The 16,887-nt window shown below is 66.5% G+C and carries 16 protein-coding genes; 4 read left to right on the forward strand and 12 right to left on the reverse strand.

Annotated elements, in window-relative coordinates; genetic code table 11:
• Positions 1–9 precede the first annotated feature (9 nt).
• The 12 genes from clsB to ACFWP0_RS01360 all read right to left on the reverse strand — a co-directional run bounded on the left by clsB (position 10) and on the right by ACFWP0_RS01360 (position 13,143).
• Positions 10–1,221 (reverse strand): cardiolipin synthase ClsB, encoded by a 1,212-nt coding sequence (gene clsB / locus ACFWP0_RS01305; RefSeq protein ID WP_377839189.1) that lies wholly within the window; start codon positions 1,219–1,221, stop codon positions 10–12.
• Positions 1,218–2,084 (reverse strand): endonuclease/exonuclease/phosphatase family protein, encoded by an 867-nt coding sequence (locus ACFWP0_RS01310; RefSeq protein ID WP_377839190.1) that lies wholly within the window; start codon positions 2,082–2,084, stop codon positions 1,218–1,220. Before ACFWP0_RS01310 ends, clsB begins: the two co-directional genes overlap by 4 nt.
• Before the next feature lie 253 nt (positions 2,085–2,337).
• Complete coding sequence (aspS, locus tag ACFWP0_RS01315; RefSeq protein ID WP_377839191.1) at positions 2,338–4,125, reverse strand: aspartate--tRNA ligase; 1,788 nt, start codon at positions 4,123–4,125, stop codon at positions 2,338–2,340.
• 40 nt (positions 4,126–4,165) lie between these two features.
• Entirely contained in the window at positions 4,166–4,831 is a 666-nt protein-coding gene (locus tag ACFWP0_RS01320) for a DUF502 domain-containing protein (protein WP_377839193.1), read from the reverse strand.
• A 16-nt stretch (positions 4,832–4,847) separates the two neighbouring features.
• Positions 4,848–5,168, reverse strand: coding sequence for an FmdB family zinc ribbon protein (locus ACFWP0_RS01325; RefSeq protein WP_377839194.1), 321 nt, complete (start codon positions 5,166–5,168; stop codon positions 4,848–4,850).
• 209 nt (positions 5,169–5,377) lie between these two features.
• Positions 5,378–6,661: a putative Na+/H+ antiporter gene (locus ACFWP0_RS01330; protein ID WP_377839196.1), complete on the reverse strand. Its 1,284-nt coding sequence runs from the start codon at positions 6,659–6,661 to the stop codon at positions 5,378–5,380.
• A 131-nt stretch (positions 6,662–6,792) separates the two neighbouring features.
• The gene (locus tag ACFWP0_RS01335; RefSeq protein ID WP_377839197.1) at positions 6,793–7,689 is read right to left on the reverse strand and encodes a DUF6999 family protein; all 897 of its coding nucleotides are present in this window, start codon (positions 7,687–7,689) and stop codon (positions 6,793–6,795) included.
• Positions 7,686–9,611 carry an iron-containing redox enzyme family protein gene (locus ACFWP0_RS01340; protein ID WP_377839198.1) on the reverse strand — a complete coding sequence of 642 codons (1,926 nt, stop codon included), beginning with the start codon at positions 9,609–9,611 and terminating at the stop codon, positions 7,686–7,688. Before ACFWP0_RS01340 ends, ACFWP0_RS01335 begins: the two co-directional genes overlap by 4 nt.
• Positions 9,612–9,645: 34 nt before the next feature.
• Positions 9,646–10,554 carry a fatty acid desaturase gene (locus ACFWP0_RS01345; RefSeq protein WP_377839199.1) on the reverse strand — a complete coding sequence of 303 codons (909 nt, stop codon included), beginning with the start codon at positions 10,552–10,554 and terminating at the stop codon, positions 9,646–9,648.
• Positions 10,538–11,314 carry a sterol desaturase family protein gene (locus ACFWP0_RS01350; RefSeq protein WP_377839200.1) on the reverse strand — a complete coding sequence of 259 codons (777 nt, stop codon included), beginning with the start codon at positions 11,312–11,314 and terminating at the stop codon, positions 10,538–10,540. Before ACFWP0_RS01350 ends, ACFWP0_RS01345 begins: the two co-directional genes overlap by 17 nt.
• A gap of 123 nt (positions 11,315–11,437) precedes the next feature.
• Positions 11,438–12,331 carry a 4-hydroxy-tetrahydrodipicolinate synthase gene (gene dapA, locus ACFWP0_RS01355; RefSeq protein WP_377839201.1) on the reverse strand — a complete coding sequence of 298 codons (894 nt, stop codon included), beginning with the start codon at positions 12,329–12,331 and terminating at the stop codon, positions 11,438–11,440.
• A gap of 326 nt (positions 12,332–12,657) precedes the next feature.
• Positions 12,658–13,143 (reverse strand): GAF domain-containing protein, encoded by a 486-nt coding sequence (locus ACFWP0_RS01360; protein ID WP_377839203.1) that lies wholly within the window; start codon positions 13,141–13,143, stop codon positions 12,658–12,660.
• A 147-nt stretch (positions 13,144–13,290) separates the two neighbouring features.
• On the opposite strand from ACFWP0_RS01360, the gene ACFWP0_RS01365 reads away from it, so the two are divergent.
• The 4 genes from ACFWP0_RS01365 (at position 13,291) to ACFWP0_RS01380 (ending at position 16,848) form a co-directional block, all read left to right on the forward strand.
• A complete protein-coding gene (locus ACFWP0_RS01365; protein WP_377839204.1) occupies positions 13,291–14,487 on the forward strand; it encodes a PLP-dependent aminotransferase family protein in 1,197 nt (398 codons plus the stop codon).
• Between the two features lie 169 nt (positions 14,488–14,656).
• Positions 14,657–15,583, forward strand: coding sequence for a 4-hydroxybenzoate octaprenyltransferase (gene ubiA, locus ACFWP0_RS01370; protein ID WP_377839206.1), 927 nt, complete (start codon positions 14,657–14,659; stop codon positions 15,581–15,583).
• 99 nt (positions 15,584–15,682) lie between these two features.
• The gene (locus ACFWP0_RS01375; RefSeq protein ID WP_377839207.1) at positions 15,683–16,084 is read left to right on the forward strand and encodes a DUF1090 domain-containing protein; all 402 of its coding nucleotides are present in this window, start codon (positions 15,683–15,685) and stop codon (positions 16,082–16,084) included.
• A 371-nt stretch (positions 16,085–16,455) separates the two neighbouring features.
• Positions 16,456–16,848: a DUF4148 domain-containing protein gene (locus ACFWP0_RS01380; RefSeq protein ID WP_377839209.1), complete on the forward strand. Its 393-nt coding sequence runs from the start codon at positions 16,456–16,458 to the stop codon at positions 16,846–16,848.
• The last annotated feature ends 39 nt before the right edge of the window (positions 16,849–16,887 follow it).

A 16,887-nucleotide genomic window follows, 5' to 3' on the forward strand; every position in this document is an offset into this window, starting at 1 on the left:
AGCGCGCGCTCAATACTTGTCCGACGTCCCCGTCAGCGCGACCCCGATCCGCAGCAGCGTGTAGGACACCGCGTCCACCCAGCGCCGCAGCCAGCCCCGGCGCTGGTACTCCAGCGGCCGGATGAAGCGCCCGCCTTCGCGGATCGCCGTCTCCAAACGTTCCTGCAGGTCCCAGGCAAAGGGCTGGTCGTCGACCACCACATTGGCCTCGCGCGCCAGCAGCAGGCTGAACGGATCCAGGTTGGACGAACCGACCGTGGCCACGTTGTCGATCACGGCCACCTTGGCGTGCAGGTAGCTCGGCATGTATTCGTAGATCTCGATGCCGTCGCGCAGCAGCTGGTCATACAGCGAACGCGTGGCGTGGTACTGCATGCGGTATTCGACCTTGCCTTGCAGCAGCAGGCGCACGCGCACGCCGCGCGCCGCGGCCTTTGCCAGCGCGCGGCGGAACTGGCGGCCAGGGAAGAAGTAGGCGTTGGCGATCAGGATGTCGCGCCGAGCCTGCGAGATGCCGAACAGATACGCGCGCTCGAACGTCTGGCGAAAGCGCAGGTTGTCGCGCAGCACCAGGGCGGCGCGCAGGTCTCCGCAAGGCGCCACCGCCCCATGGCGCGGCTTGATCAGCCGCATGCGGTTCCAGTCGCGGGGATGGCGCCGCAGGCGCGCCCAGTTCAGGCGCACCCACAGCAATTCCTGCGCATAGGCCGCCTGGGTGACCAGCGGGCCTTCCACCTGCACCGCGAAATCGAAGCGCGGCGCGGAAATGCCGTCCGTGGGATCGAGATCGTCGTAGTCGTCGATGACGTTGATGCCCCCGATGAAGGCGAGGCGGCCGTCGACGACCGTGACCTTGCGGTGCAAGCGCCGCAAGCGGCTGCGCGACGGAATGAAGCGCGCGAACCAGCGCGGCTCGGGCCGGAAAATGCGGCATTGCGCGCCGGCGTTGGTCAGCGCCGTGCGCACCTGCTCGACGTTCAAGGCGCTGCCGAAGCCATCGAGCACCACCCGCACCTTGACGCCGCGCCCGGCCGCCGCGGTCAGGCACTCCAGCACCTGCGTACCGGTGCGGTCCACCATGAAGATGTAGGTTTCCAGGTGCACGCTGACTTCGGCGGCATCGATCGCCGCGCACAGCGCGGGAAAGAAATCGGCGCCGTTCTGAAGCAAGCGGATATCGTTGCCCTGCGCCCACTCCAGCCTGTCCTGCTCTACCTTCACGGCAGTTCCAGCTCGGCCAGCAAAGGAGAATGGTCGGACAGCTTGGCCCATTCGCGGCCGCGCAGCACGCGCGCGCTGCGCACGGCAAAGCCGCGCTGGTAGATGCGGTCCAGGCGAAACCACGGGAAAACGGCGGGAAAGGTGCGCGGCGGCGGCAGCATCAGGCGCGAGCTGCCGTCCATGCCCAGCTGATTGGTGCGCTCCATGACGGAGACGCCGCTGTTGGGCAGGCCGCGCAGGGCGTTGCTCAGGCGCTTGACCGAGTCGCGCAGCCGCGGCAGGTCGCCGCCATGGCTGCGCGGGGCGTGCGAGAACACTTCATACAGGCCCAGCTGCTGCACGAACATGGGCGCCAGGCGGTCATTCCAGTCATTGAAGTCGCCGGCGATCAGAATGGGCTCGCCGTCCGGCACCATGCTCTTGATGCGTTCGGTGAGCGCCAGGATCTGGCGGCTCCGGCTGCCGGCGAACAGGCCCAGGTGGACCACGAAGCAATGGACCGCCCGGTCGCCGAGCTCGACGCGCGCATGCAGCAGGCCGCGTTGCTCCAGGCGATGATCGGAGATATCCACGTTTTCGTGGTCAAGAATGGGAAAGCGCGACAACAGCGCATTGCCGTGGTCCGTCGCATGGCGGATCGCATTGCGGCCATAGGCGACGTCCAGCCGCAAGGCGGCGGCAAGGGATTCGTGCTGGGCGTCGAGCAAGGTTTTCTGCTCGTTGCGGCCTTGGACTTCCTGCAGGAAGACCAGGTCGGGGCGCAGGCCATACAGGCCCAGGCGAAGTTCATTCAGGGAGTCGCGCCGGCCCAGTGCCGAACGGCCCTTGTGAATGTTGTAGCTGACGACTCGGATGAGCGACATGGAAGCAATGGCGCCTTTCAAAGCAGAGAAACCGCTGGCCGCGCCGCCCCGGGAAGGAGCCCGCAGGCCAGACACCGCCAGACCTGGCGGCGTTTGCCAGATTACTCCATTTCAGCAGGCTCGCCCCATTCTCGTCCCTCGAACCCCGCCCTCCCGGGCGCGCCGCCGCGGAGCCGGCTCTGCCGGTCCGCCAGCGGGGCCCCGTGAGGGGGGCCCGCCGAAGGTGCTTCGGGGGTGGGCCCACCCCCTGGGCTTACTTCGGCTCGACGTTGCGCAGGCGGATGTGCAATTCGCGCAACTGCTTTTCGTCGACTTCCGACGGCGCTTGCGTCAGCAGGTCCTGGGCGCGCTGCGTCTTCGGGAAGGCGATCACGTCGCGGATCGATTCGGCGCCGGTCATCATCGTGACGATGCGGTCCAGGCCGAAAGCGATGCCGCCGTGCGGGGGCGCGCCGTACTGCAGCGCGTCCAGCAGGTAGCCGAACTTCTCGCGGGCTTCCTCGGCGCCGATCTTCAGCGCGCGGAACACCTTGCTCTGCACTTCCTCGCGGTGGATACGGACCGAGCCGCCGCCGATTTCCCAACCGTTGAGCACCATGTCGTAGGCCTTGGCGAACGCCTTGCTGGGATCGGTTTCCAGGAAGTCTTCGTGGCCATCCTTCGGGCTGGTGAAGGGGTGGTGGGCGGCGGTGTAGCGGCCGTCTTCCTCGTCGTATTCGAACATCGGGAAGTCGACGACCCACAGCGGCTTCCAGCCGGCCGTGAACAGGCCGGTCTTCTTGCCGAATTCGCTGTGGCCGATCTTCACGCGCAGCGCGCCGATGGCGTCGTTGACGACCTTCTCGCGGTCGGCGCCGAAGAAAATGATGTCGCCGTCTTGCGCGCCGGTGCGCTTGACCAGTTCGGCCAGCGCGGCGTCGTGCAGGTTCTTGACGATGGGCGATTGCAGGCCGTCGCGGCCCTTGGCCACGTCGTTGACCTTGATGTAGGCCAGGCCCTTGGCGCCGTAGATGCCGACGAACTGCGTATAGCCGTCGATCTCGCTACGCGACATTTCGGCGCCGCCCGGCACGCGCAGGGCAACCACGCGGCTGCCGGGCGCCGTCGCGGCGGCGGCAAACACCTTGAAGTCCACATCGCACATGACGTCGGTCATGTCGGTGAATTCCAGCTGCACGCGCAGGTCCGGCTTGTCCGAGCCGTAGCGGCGCATCGCTTCCGTCCAGGGCATGATGGGGAACGGCGACGGCAGGTCGACGCCCTGCACCACGTTGAACACGTGACGGATCAGGTTCTCGAAGATTTCACGGATCTCGAATTCGTTCAGGAACGAGGTTTCGCAGTCGATCTGGGTGAATTCGGGCTGGCGGTCGGCGCGCAGGTCTTCGTCGCGGAAGCACTTGGTGATCTGGTAGTAGCGGTCAAAGCCCGAGACCATCAGCATCTGCTTGAACAGCTGCGGCGACTGCGGCAGCGCGAAGAAGTGGCCGGCGTTCACGCGCGAGGGCACCAGGTAGTCGCGCGCGCCTTCCGGCGTGCTCTTGGCCAGCATGGGGGTTTCGATGTCGATAAAGCCCAGCTGGTCCAGGAACTTGCGCGTTTCGATGGACACGCGATAGCGCAGCATCAGGTTGCGCTGCATCTGCGGGCGGCGCAGGTCCAGCACGCGGTGCGTCAGGCGAGTGGTTTCCGACAGGTTGTCGTCATCCAGCTGGAACGGCGGCGTGACCGACGCGTTCAGGATCTCGACTTCCTTGCAGAGCACTTCGATCTCGCCCGAAGCCAGTTCGGCGTTGGCGGTGCCCGCCGGACGCTCGCGCACCAGGCCGGTGACGCGGACGCAGAATTCGTTGCGCAGGCGCTCGGCGGTGGCGAAGGCGGCGTTGTCGGGATCGAACACGATCTGAGCCAGGCCCGCGCGGTCGCGCAAGTCGATGAAGATGACCCCGCCGTGGTCGCGGCGGCGGTTCACCCAGCCGTACAGGGTGACAGTCTGGCCGAGATGGTCACGGCAAACCTGGCCGGTGTAGCAGGTACGCATGCGGGATGACTCCGTTGTGTGCTTAGTTTGAGCGTAAGGGTTACGAATCGGCGCGAGGCGCGTCTTGCACGCCGGGAGCCGGAGAGAGCGGAGCCGGCCGGTCCGCGGGCGTCGCCGCCAGGGCCGGGGCGACAACGCCCATGGAAACGATGTACTTCAATGCCGCGTCCACGCTCATCTGAAGATCGATCGCGTCAGCGCGAGGCACCATCAGGAAAAAGCCGGACGTGGGATTCGGCGTCGTCGGCACGTACACGCTGATGTGGTCGCCGGGCAGGCGGTCGGCCACTTCACCGCTGGGCGTGCCGGTGACAAAAGCAATGGTCCAGGAGCCCGCCCGCGGATACTGCACCAGCACCGCGCGGCGAAACGCCTGTCCGTTCGGGGCAAGCACGGTATCGCTGACCTGCTTGACCGAGTTGTAGATGGACCGCACCAGGGGAATGCGGCCCAGCAGGTTTTCCCACTGGTCCACCATGGTGCGGCCGATCAGGTTGGCCGCGAACACGCCCGTCAGGAGCACCACCACGATCACCAGGACGAAGCGGAAGCCGGGGATGTCGATGCCGAACAGCGATTCGGACGACAAAAAGCCGGGCACGAACCCTTCCAGGGTGGCGACCAGCAAACCCAGCACCCACACCGTGATGACCAGGGGAACCCAGATCAGCAGGCCGGTGATGAAGTACTTCTTGATGACGCGCATCCGCATCGCGTGCGCTCTACGAGGCAGCGCTGCCGGCGGCGGGCGCCGCCGGAGCGGCCGGAGCGGCGGGCGCTGCGGCGGGTGCGGCAGGCGCGGCGCTTTCAGCGGGCGCCGCGGCGCTTGCCGGCGACGCGGCCTGGCCGCCGCCATTGCCATTGCCACGGAAATCCGTGACATACCAGCCGGAACCCTTGAGCTGGAATCCAGCCGCGGTCACCTGCTTGGAAAACGTGCTTAGTCCGCATTCGGGGCAATCCGAAAGCGGCGCATCGGAAATCTTCTGCAAGACGTCTTTGGCGTGGCCGCAGGCGCTGCATTTGTAAGCGTAGATGGGCATCGAGGGGCTCCCAGGCGCAAGCCCGGCATATCAAAAGCCGCCTGTCGCCGCACGAAAGAGGCTGGCGCGGCGGCTGGGCAAGGCCGGAAAAATACGGGAAAGTCTTGAATTTTAGCGGTTTTTCGTGAAGCGTCGGTGTCTGGTCCCGCGGGCCTGCCCCAGGCCTGCCATCCCGAAGGCCCCGCCCCCCGGCAGGCAGGCCTTTTCCCCTATACGGGAAGCAGGAACATCACCGCCGCCACCAGGGTCGGCCCCAGAGCGGACAGGAACAACCGGCCCGACGAAATGCTGCCGCCGGGAAAGTGGTTCTTCAGGATGGCGAAGCCCGCCGGATTGGGCGCGTTGGCGATCACGGTCAGCCCGCCCCCGGTCACCGCCCCGGCCACCAGCATGTAGCGCCAGGCCTCGCTGGTGCCCTCGACGAGCGAACCCAGGTAGGTCAGCGCGGCGTTGTCGGTAATGGCGGTGAGCGCGGTCGCCCCCCAGAACAGCACGAACGGCTCAAGTCCACCCAGCAGGTCCTGCAGCCACCATTTCTGCAATCCGCCCAGCACCACCAGCCCGGCCAGGAAGAAGCCCACCATCAGCCCTTCCTTGATCATCAGGCGGTTCTGGTGCCGCTTGTAGGCTTCGGCGAACCCGATGAACATCATCAGGAGGCCCAGGAAGATGGCAGGATGATGCGCGGTCAGCACCACGGCGATCAGGAAAGCCAGGTGCACCAGCACCACGACCGCCGGCACCGGGGGACGCTTGTCCGCGCCCTCGGGCCCGTCCACGCCGCCGCCCGTGCCTACCGAACGCTCCATCAGCGCCTTGCGGCAAATGAAGGTCAAGAGGCCCGCGTTCAGGCAGACCGCCACCGCGGCGCGCCAGCCGAAGTGCTGCAGCATGAAGGTGGAATCCCAGCCAAACGTGGTCGCCACCATCAGCACGGGCGGCGCCGCATAGGACGTCAGCACCCCGCCGATCGACACGTTCACGAACAGCACGCCCAGGGTCAGGTACTTGAAGCCCGCCCGTCCACTGGTGCGGAAGTAGGCATCGCGCAAAAGGATGGCCGCCAGCGTCATGGCGGCGGGCTCGGTGATGAAGGAGCCGCCCAGCGGCACTAGCGCCATCACGACGAAGAACGTGGCCAGTTCGCGCGGCAGCGGCAGCGCGCGCGCCACCACCCGCACCGCCAGGCCCACCAGTTCCAGGATCGGCCGGCTGGCCGCCACCACCATGATGACGAAGACGAACAGCGGCTCGGTGAAGTTGCGCGTATCCATATATTCGATCGCGCTCGAGGGCCCCGCCAACGCCGCCATCGTCACGATCAGCGCAAAGGCCCAGACGCCGAAGACGGCCTCGACCTCCGAGAACAAATGCCAGAACCCCGCATGCGGCCCGCCACGATGCGCCAGCCGCGCAAAGAAGGGAACCGAAAAGGTATGAAGGACCGCCACGGCGAACAGAACGGTGGCGATGACCTCAAGGGTCTGGGGCATGTGCGAGACTTCCGGAAGAAGGTTTCAAGCGGCGCGGGCGCCGCCCGGCGGGGCGTGCCGGACAAGCGTCGCAATATAGCCCAGGGGCCGGGCCGTGTAACGCAGGGTCAACACTTAGCCGGCCGCAGGGGCTACGCGATCGGCGCCGGCGGCTCCGCGCCTTGCTGCGCCGCCTTCATTTCCATCAGCAGGCTGTGCAGCATTTCGGTGGACAGGCCGTGCAGCACCAGGCGATAACCCGCGCGCAGGGTGGACATCGGCACCAGCGGATGGCTGTTGTTGACCAGGATCAGATGCTGCGGCGCCCCCAGCAGCTTGGCCGCGTAGATGCCGATGGTCTCGTCGAGCTGCAGCGAATTGGCCGCGCGCCAGAAGTCGTTGTCGGTCAGCATCAGCTGGTACAGCGGCGTGAACAGCTCGATGGCGCTTTGCAGGTCCAGGAAATTCAGCTTGCCCTGCGGCATGTCTTCAAGCTTGAGCGGCGGGTCCTGGATCATCGAAAAGTCGACCCGCTGCGGCGCATGCATCTCCACGCCGGCGTCGCGCAGCGCCTGGTTCAGCCGGATGACGAAGTTGAACAGGTTCAGGTCGTGCTTGACGAAGAGTTCGTCCTTCAGGTCGTCGATCTCCATCGGCTCGAGCGGCGTGGTCGTGATACGCACCGGCGAGTTGGCCGCGATGAAGGCCAGGGCCTGCGCGCCCAGGTGGAAGTGCCGCAGGATGAGCCAGTTGGCCTCGGGCGACACGAACCGCTTCAGGCCCCAGGCCAGGATGCGATGCAGCAGCCGGGAATGCGACCAGCGGCGCGGCAGGAAGGTCTTGACGACCTGGATCAGGATGATGAAGGCGCGCGCCAGCGGGCGCAGGAACGGCAGCAGGTACTGGCGCGACGCGCAGCTTGAATCCGTCAGCCACGCCTTCTTCACCTTGTCCGGCAAGGGCGTGCTGCGGTCCAGGTACAGCGCCAGCCAGGGGCTGGGGTCCGCCGGATCGTGCCCGTTGGCAAGAAAGTCCGGTTCCTTGTTCATGCCGCGTCGCCCTCCATCACATGATGAAACTGCATCAGGTAGAGCGCCGCCGTGCGGCGCGCCGTGTCCACGATGCGCTGCTCGGCGCGGCCGTCCTCATCGCAGTCCAGCGCCAGCTCCACGGCCGACAGCCACCGCGCCAGGTGATGCTCGTCGTTATGGCCGTGGTATTCCAGGAAACGGAAGGCGTCGGGCGGCAGCTTCAGGCTGGCCTTGAGCAGCGGCAGGAGCGCCGGGACGATGCGCTGTCCGGTGCCCTCGATGATGTAGATCGCGCCCAGCAGGCCGATCGGATCGCGCGTGGCGGCCAGGCCATGCAGATAGGCGTTCAGCGCTTCGCCCCCCGGGTTGCGGCGCAAGGCGTCGATGCTGTCCACCGCGCCGCCGGCGTTGCGGTAGTCCTGAAAGAGGATCTCGAAGTCGTTCTGCTCCTCGCCCGCATGCATGTCGATCAGCGCGGCCAGCGGCGCGTACTGCGCGGACAAGGACGCCGCGCCCTCGCGCATCCATTTGCTGCCCTCGCGCACCTGCGGAATCCAGTTCTCCATCCAGTTCAGGTAATCGGCCGTCTCGAACTGGCGGTTGCGCAGTCGCCGCACCACCGGCGTGCGCCACACGCGCGACCGGTAGTCGTGCCAGATCGCGGCCAGCTCGGTCAGCAGCTGCCCCAGGCCTTGCGGCGCCATGTCCGGGTCGTGCGGCGGCGCGATCGCATCGGCGTCGCCGCTCAAGGCGTCTTCACGCGCCGCCGCCGAGGCGGGCGCGCCGGCGGCGACCGGCCTGGCATGGACGGCTTCCGCCTCCAGCAGCATGTAGGCCGCCATGAAGCGGCCGGACTCGGGGATGTAGCAGAAGATCTGCTCGCCGGGCTTGACTTCGCGGGTTTCCAGGAACTCGGCCAGCATGATGAGGATGGACGCCGCGCCCGTGTTGCCGCGCCATGCCAGGTTGCTGAACCAGCGCTCGCGCGGAATCACCAGGCCGGCCTTCTCCATCAGGCCTTCCACCACCGGGATGAATTTCTCGGACGAGTAATGGCACAGGAAATGATCGACCTGATCCGGATCCACCCAGCCATCGCGCACCAGCTTTGCGTACTCATGGATGCCGATATCGAACAGATGCGGCAGCAGGCGGATGTCCTGGCGCAAGGACAGCGCGCCATCCGCCTCGGCCTCGTTCCAGGACGGGTAGTCCAGATGCCCCTTGTTGCGGTCGGCCGACAGCCCGAGCTGCATGCACACCGGGTAGTCGCCCGAGAACGAGCGCTGGTGCACCCACTTCAAGCGCAGGCGCACGCCTTGCGACGCGCCGGGCAGCGGCCGGCCGCTATTGCCCAGCAGCACCGCCCCGGCGCCGTCCGACAGCATCCAGCGCAGGAAGTGCGCGTCGAAATCGGCGTCGTAGCCGCGCGCGGCAAAGCGCGAGCGCTTGAAGAGGCGCGACGGCAGCTCGCTGGCCACCGCCAGAGCGCTGGCGTGCCCGCCCATCTCCACGCCCTGCGCGGCCACCTGGATGGCCGACACGCCCGCGGCGCAGATGCCATGCACCGACAAGGTCTCCATGGGCTGCGCGGCCAGCTCGCCCTGGATCATGTTGGAAAAGCCCGGCATCAGCGCATCGCCGCCGGACGATCCGCTCGTCAGCAGGGAAACGGCCGACAAGTCGCTGTCGTGGCGCCGCAGGCAGTCGCGGATGGCGTTGGCCGCCAGCTGCGCGTTGGAGTACACCGTGGCGCCTTCGGAATCGATCGCGTAGTAGCGGTGCTTGATGCCGTTCTCGGCCAGGATGCGGCTCTTGATCCGGCTGGACATGCGGTTCAGCGGCGCAATGTAGCTGTCCATGGCTTCGTTGGATACGGGCTCGCCCGGCATGAAATAGCCGGCGCTCTCCAGGTAGACACGATGAAACGCAATGGGCATGGCGGGTCTCTAGTGGGAATGTGAGGATGCGGCGCTAGCGTACGTGCTCGGGCGCCATGCATGAACGGCTGCGGAACCGCGGCGCGAAGGCGCCCAGCACGAACACGCGGAACATGTAGGGCAGCAGCCCGCGTTCGTTCAATGCCGGGAGCACTCGGCTGCGGTAGTGCTCGCGGTGCAGACGGGTCAGTTCGGACCAGTGCGCGCGCGGATGCTCGTGATGCGCGGTGTGCAGGCCGATATTGAACAGCAGCGGGTTGACCAGGCCCTCGAAATTGCGCGCGTAGTTCAACCCGGCAAGGTGCCGCGGACCGCCGTCCGCGTGCGCGTGCTGCAGGTAGTTCGTGGCAAGCAGCCAGTGCAGGCCGTGCAGCTGCGGCACGATCACAAACACCAGCGCCTTCGCCGGGTTCACGGCCAGCAGGCCCGCCCACAGGCCTAGCCACGCGCCGTACTGCGCCATGCAATAGCGCCATGCGCCCGGCCAATGGCGGCGCAGTCGGCCCAGCCACGCGAAGAACAGCGGGTACAGCACCCAGCCGGCCTGCACCGGATGAACGGCGTAGCCCCACAGGTGGTTCGTGTCGCCGCCGAACCGGTAAGTGCGCGCCGCGTCGCGCGCTCCGTGCTTGTAGCGGTGATGGTTGGCCACGTGCGCCGGATAGAACACGAAGGTCGGATGCCCTTGCAGCAGGGTGATCCAGAAATCCGTGGCGCGGTTGGTCCAGCGGCCCCGCCACATCCGGATGTGCGTATGGTTGTGATGGATGACCCCGACGCCCAGCGTCAGGAACAGCATCAGCGCATAGAGCGGCCACCAGAATCCGTTGATCCATTGCCAGGCCGCCAGCGCCGGCAGCGCGGCCAGGTAGGCCAGGCTCTGCCAGTCGCGCCGGTTGCGCAGCGACGGCAGCCCGCGCCGCGGACTACGCCGGTCCGCCAAGCGACTCTCGCTGCCGGAAGGCATCCAGCTGGCGCTCCGCCGCGCCGGCGCTCAGCCGGGTGCGGAACAGGCGGTCCATGAAGGTGAACTGGAAGCCATAGTTGCCGTTGTAGCAGGCATGGTGCAGATGGTGGCGGCGGCTGGCGGCAAACCAATGCGCGTACGACACCTTGGGAAAGAAGTCGTAATTGGCGTGCCCGATGCAATTGAAGAACAGGCTGAACAGCGGCACCGACGCCAGCGACCAGAAACTGAAATCGTGCAGCACCATCGGCAGCATGATCACGTTGCCCAGCATCAGCGCTTCGATGGGATGGAAGCTGTAGGTGGAGAACGGCGTGGTCACGACCGAGCGATGGTGCGGCAGGTGGAAGCGGCGCAGCAGCCTGGTGTGCAAGAGGCGGTGGTTGATCCAGAAATGCACGTCGTTCCAGGCCACCAGCACCAGGATTTCCACGACGATCTTCTGCCAGCCCGCATCCGGATCCAGGCGTGCCCACCCCAATTGCAGCAGACCCCAGGGAAAGATCATGCCCGTGCCGAACAGCAGGACGGACAGGCCGGACTGGGCAAATTCGCGGCGCAATTGTCCGGGCGCCAGGGGCCGCGGATCCAGCGGGCGGCCGATGCCCAGCGCCGGCAGGACATATTGCGTGAGCAGCCACGTTGCCGCGCCGAAAACCAGATAAATGCCGCCGAAGAACAGCAGGCCCGCCAGCATGACCTGCCAGGCGGACAAGGCTTCAAAAGCTTGGCCCATGAACGTTTTGCTTCACCCTGAGAATGGCGGGATCATAAGCAATCCGTCAGCTTCCCGGTAAGTCAATTATTACCAAATGAATCCGAACACCACAAAACTCACGGACCACGCGCCAACTTCCGCCTACCCGCAGGGAAACTGGCGGTTCAGGCCCGCGACCGCCGCTGCCATGCGTTCGGCCAGCGCCGCGCTTGCCGCCGGCATCGGCGGGCGCAGCGCTTCGGAAAGCAGGCCTTGGCGCGCCAGCTGCGCCTTAAGGGGGCCGGGATTGGGCTCCGCGAACGCAAGCTGGATCACCGGCGCCAGCGCGTGGAACAGCTTCCTGGCCTGGTCCAGCTGCTGCGCGCGCACCGCCCGATGCATCGCCACGAACAGGTCGGGCCGGATATGCGCGGCCGCGGCGATCATCCCGCTGCCGCCCAGGCAAAGCGCGGACAGCGTTTGCAGGTCTTCGCCGGCCAGCACGCTCATCCGCCCGTCGGCGATCAGCGCCAGCGTCTTCTCCAACGATCCGCCGCAGTCCTTGACCGCGGCGATGTTCGGGTGCGCGGCCAGCGCCAGCAACGTCCCTGTGTCCAGCGTCGTGCCGGTGCGGTAGGGAATGTCGTAGAGCACCAGGGGAAAGCGCGAGGCATCGGCCAGGCAGCGGAAGTAGGCGGCGGCGCCTTCCTGCCCCGCGCGCACGTAATACGGCGCGGGCGCCAGGATGCCCGCCAGCGGACGCGTCCCGAACGCCGACAGGCGTTGCAGCACGTGTCCCTGGTGATTGCCCGCCAACCCCATGATGACGGGCAGCCCGCCCGCCTCGGCCAGCACGGCGTCCAGGACGGCCAGCTGTTCGGCATCGTCCAGCGAGGCGGCCTCGCCGGTGCTGCCGCACACGACCAGCCCGTCCACGCCCGCCGCGGCGTAGTGGCGCACCAGGCGGCGCAAGGCCCCGCCATCCACGGCGCCGCCGGAGAACGGCGTGACGAGGGGCACCCAGACGCCCTGGAACGAAGATTGATGAGATTGCATGTGAACACTCCTTCGGTATGGACCGTGGTTGGGCCGTACAGAAGTGCTCGGGATACTAGAGGTGCGCGCAGAGGCGCCAAAGCGCCGCCAGGAGGCCGCTGTTCCGTCGCCCATCTGACGGAACAGCATGCTCCGGTCAGATGAGCGGCTGTTTTTTGGATTTCAGGCCGGCGGCAGCCAGCACCACGCACAGGGCGCGGATGCAGGAAGCGGATTGGATGGCCTGAGGAATCATGAATGAAATGGACGCGTTGAGCGGCGGATGCGGAAATCTACCGGGCGCCCGGCGCCGTGTCAACGGCGGCCGGCTCGCGGGTTGCGCCGGATCAGCCCAGGCGAGCCAGGAACACCGCGCACAGGGCTTCCATGCCCTTGCGGTCGTCTTCGTCGAAGCGGTCCGGCACGGGGCTGTCCACGTCCCACACGCCGACAAGCTTGCCCTCGTGCACCAGCGGCACGACGATTTCGGAACGCGACGCGGCATCGCAGGCGATATGGCCCGGGAACGCATGCACGTCCGGCACCAGCTGCGTCTGGCGCTGGCTCGCGGCCGCCCCGCACACGCCGCGGTTCAGCGCAATGCGCACGCAGGCCGGCTTGCCCTGGAAGGGGCCCAGCACCAGCTCGGTTCCGTCGAAGAAATAGAACCCCGCCCAGTTCAGGTCGGGCAGCGCCTGGTAGGCCAGCGCGCTCAGGTTGGCGGCGTTGGCGATGCGGTCGGGCTCGCCTTCCAGCAGGGCGCGGGCCTGGACGGCCAGTTCGGCGTACAGGGCGGCCTTGGAGTCGGCGACGATCGGAGCGGCTTCGAACATAGGGAAAATGTAACTGTACAGGCGGTTATCGATGCAGGTGATTTTAGGGGTTCCGCGCGTTAAAGGGGCCGGGCTGTTACCGTGTGGGACAATACTTTTTTGACGAACGCCTCACCCCTTCCACCCTTCTTGATCAAGAAGCACTCCATGGACAAGCCTTTCGAACCTGCGTTTTCCTTCTCGGAACGCGCCCAGCAACTCACCAGCTCCGCCATCCGCGAGATCCTCAAGGTAACCGAGCGCCCCGAAGTCATTTCGTTCGCAGGCGGCCTGCCGGCGCCCGGCGGCTTCCCGGTAGAAGTGGTGCGTGCCGCATTCGACAAGGTATTGGCCACCAACGGCCGCGCGGCCCTGCAGTACGGCCCGACCGAAGGCTACGCGCCCCTGCGCCAATGGGTTGCCGACGACCTGAACAGCGCCGGCGCCAATGTCGCCGCCGACCAGATCCTGATCGTGTCGGGTTCGCAGCAGGCGCTGGACCTGCTGGGCAAGGTGCTGATCGACAAGGACAGCAAGGTGCTCGTCGAAGACCCCAGCTACCTGGGCGCGCTGCAGTCGTTCAGCCTGTACCAGCCCAAGTTCGTGCCCGTGCCCACCGACGAAGGCGGCCTGATCCCGGAAGCCATCACCCCCGAACTGGCCGACGGCTCGCGCTTCCTGTATGCCCTGCCCAACTTCCAGAACCCCACGGGCCGCACGCTCAACCTGGAACGCCGCATCGCGCTGGTCAAGCGCGCCGCGGAACTGAACCTGACCATCATCGAAGACGATCCCTACGGCGAACTGCGCTACGCAGGCGAGCCGCAGCCGGGCCTGATCGCGCTGGCCGCCGAATACGGCGCCAACGTCGTGCGCCTGGGCACGTTCTCGAAGGTGCTGGCCCCCGGCCTGCGCCTGGGCTACATCGCCGGCGCACGCCCCCTGATCAACAAGCTGGTGCAAGCCAAGCAAGCCACCGACCTGCACACGCCCACACTGACCCAGATGGCCGTGTACGAGATCGTCAAGGACGGCTTCCTGGCTGAGCACCTGCCCAACGTGCGCGAGATCTACCGCGCGCAGGGCAGCTGCATGCTGGAAGCGATCAAGCAGGAATTCCCTGCCACCGTCAGCTGGACCAAGCCGGAAGGCGGCATGTTCATCTGGCTGACCTTGCCCGAGCACATCGACAGCACCAAGCTGCTGGAAAAGGCCATCGCGCAGAACGTGGCCTTCGTGCCCGGCGCGCCCTTCTACAGCGGCGCCGGCAAGCGGAACACGCTGCGCCTGAGCTTTGCCACCGTGCCGGAAGACAAGATCCGCGCCGGCATCGCCATCCTGGGCAAACTGCTGAAGGCAGAGTAGACCCACCACCCCCGAAGCGCCTCCGGCGCTTCCCCCTCAAGGGGCGCCGCGCGCGGCCTGGCAAAGCCGGCTCCGCGGCGGCCCCGCTTGATCCCACATTGGCGGCGCGCCCCTCCCCACGCTGTTGTTTTATGCTGTCGGCTTTCCCGACCATTTTTTGACCGTGACAGTGAGCGCCTCGCAACAACCTCCCGCCGACCTCAGCGACATTGTCTTCACCGACTGGGTCGAACGCTGGCTTCCCAAATCCTGGCGGCCCTACGCCCGCCTGTGCCGCCTGGACCGCCCCATCGGCACCTGGCTGACCTTGCTGCCGGCCATCGCCGCGCTCGTGCAAAGCGCGGGCGGCCTGCCCGACCTGCGGCGGCTGATCGTGTTTTCGCTGGGCGCGCTGCTGATGCGCGGCATCGGCTGCACGGTCAACGACATGTGCGACCGCAACTTCGACAAGCACGTCGAACGCACGCGCTTCCGTCCGCTGACCAGCGGCCAGCTCACGATGAAGAACGCGGTGTGGTTCCTGCTCGGCCAGTTGCTGGTCTGCGGCTCGCTGCTGTTCTTCCTGAACGAGATGAGCCGCTGGCTGGCCGTCGCCGTGCTGCCCTTCGTCTTCATCTACCCGCTGTGCAAGCGCGTCACCTACTGGCCGCAGGTGGTGCTGGGCATCTGCTTTAACTGGGGCATGCTCATGGCCTGGTCGGACACGCAGAACCACGTTCCGCTGGCCGCTGTCGCCATGTGGCTGGGCGCCGTGCTCTGGCAGGTGGGCTACGACAGCATCTACGCCTATGTGGACGTGCGCGACGACCGCAGCCTGGGGCTGCATTCCACCGCCATGCGCTTCGGCGACCAGGGCAAGCTCTGGATCGGCGGCTTCTATGTCGCCACCGTCGCGCTGTGGGCCTGGGGGGGCCATGCGATGGGCCTTTCCTGGGCCTATCAGGCGGGCATCGCCGCCGTCGCGGTGCATCTGGCATGGCAGCTCAAGGTATTCGACATCCAGCGCCCCGACCGCAATTTCATGCTGTTTCGCGCCAATCTGTGGCTCGGCGCCCTGCTGGTCGCCGCCGCGCTGGCCGGCACGCTAATTCGCTGATGCCGCCGGGTCGATGCCGCGGCATTGACCCCGCGCATTGCGGGCAGCGCCGGCTCGGGGGATGATGGCGCTTTCCGCAACCCGCCCCGGAGACACTGCATGCCCTCTTTGATCAAGTCACTGACTGCCGCCGCCGCGTTCGCCCTGTTCGGCGCGCTGCCGGCGCAGGCCGCCGCCGATTGCTCCGCGCAGCGCGGCTGCGCCGCCAAGTTCTGCGAGATCGAAAACGACATCGCCGCCGCCCAGGCGCAGAACAACACGCGCCGCGAAGCCGGCCTGCGCAAGGCCCTGGCCGAAGCCAAGGCGCATTGCACGGACAGCCGCCTGCAGTCGCAACGCGAAGCCGATGTGCGCGAAAAGCAATCCAAGGTGTCCGAGCGCGAGCAGGAATTGAAGGAAGCGCGCGCCAAGGGCAAAGACGACAAGATCGAAAAGGCGCAACGCAAGCTGGACGAGGCCCAGGCCGAATACAACGCCTCGCTGGCCGAACTGAACCGCTAGCCCTCTCCCGCGCTCCCGGGCCGCCCCCGGGAGTTCCGCCTCGGCCGTCCCCTCCCCGCACTTGCCAGCCCCAGGCCTGTCCCAGGCGCTGCGCTCCCTGCCTTTACCCATCCCTGTTCCCAAACGGCAAGCCTGGCCGGCCGCGGACCACTACCTATTGCGTCATCAAATGGAAATATCGCCACCTATGGTGTCATTTGGTGAAATGCAAATTGATTAGTACGGATTTTGGAAAGATGTTTTCAGGTAATAAGGGTTTATCCCAGGGTTCTTTAGGCACAGAATGCATCTCATCGGGACACAGCAAGCGAACCCCCAGCAATGAGGCCAGAGGTTCGGATCCCAAGCTCACAAGACACCGGAGGTCTGCTATGAAAACCCTTGCTACCGCATTGATGCTGTCCATGTCCGTTCTGGCTGCCGGCGCCCAAGCCGCCGGAGCCGATCAAGGCCCGACGCGCGCCCAGGTCCAGGCCGAATTGCAGCAAGCCAAGGTTTCGGGCCAATACACGTTCGGTGAAGAAGGCTACCCCGCCGCCGTCGCCCAGACGTCCAGCCTGACGTCGCAACAAGTGCAGGCTGAACTGGCCCAGGCCAAGACCGCCGGCGAAGTCACCTTCGGCAACCTGGACTATCCGCCCGTCGCCGCCGCTGAAACGGCCACGTCGCTGACCCGCGCCCAAGTCCAGTCGCAACTGGCCCAAGCCAAGGCGGAAGGCCTGGTCACCTTCGGCAACATGGACTACCCCCCCATGGGCAGCTGATCCACAGGCCGAAAGGCCGTGACAGCCCCATCCCCAAAG

This window comes from Achromobacter sp. NPDC058515, assembly GCF_042721735.1.
Taxonomy (GTDB): domain Bacteria; phylum Pseudomonadota; class Gammaproteobacteria; order Burkholderiales; family Burkholderiaceae_B; genus Achromobacter.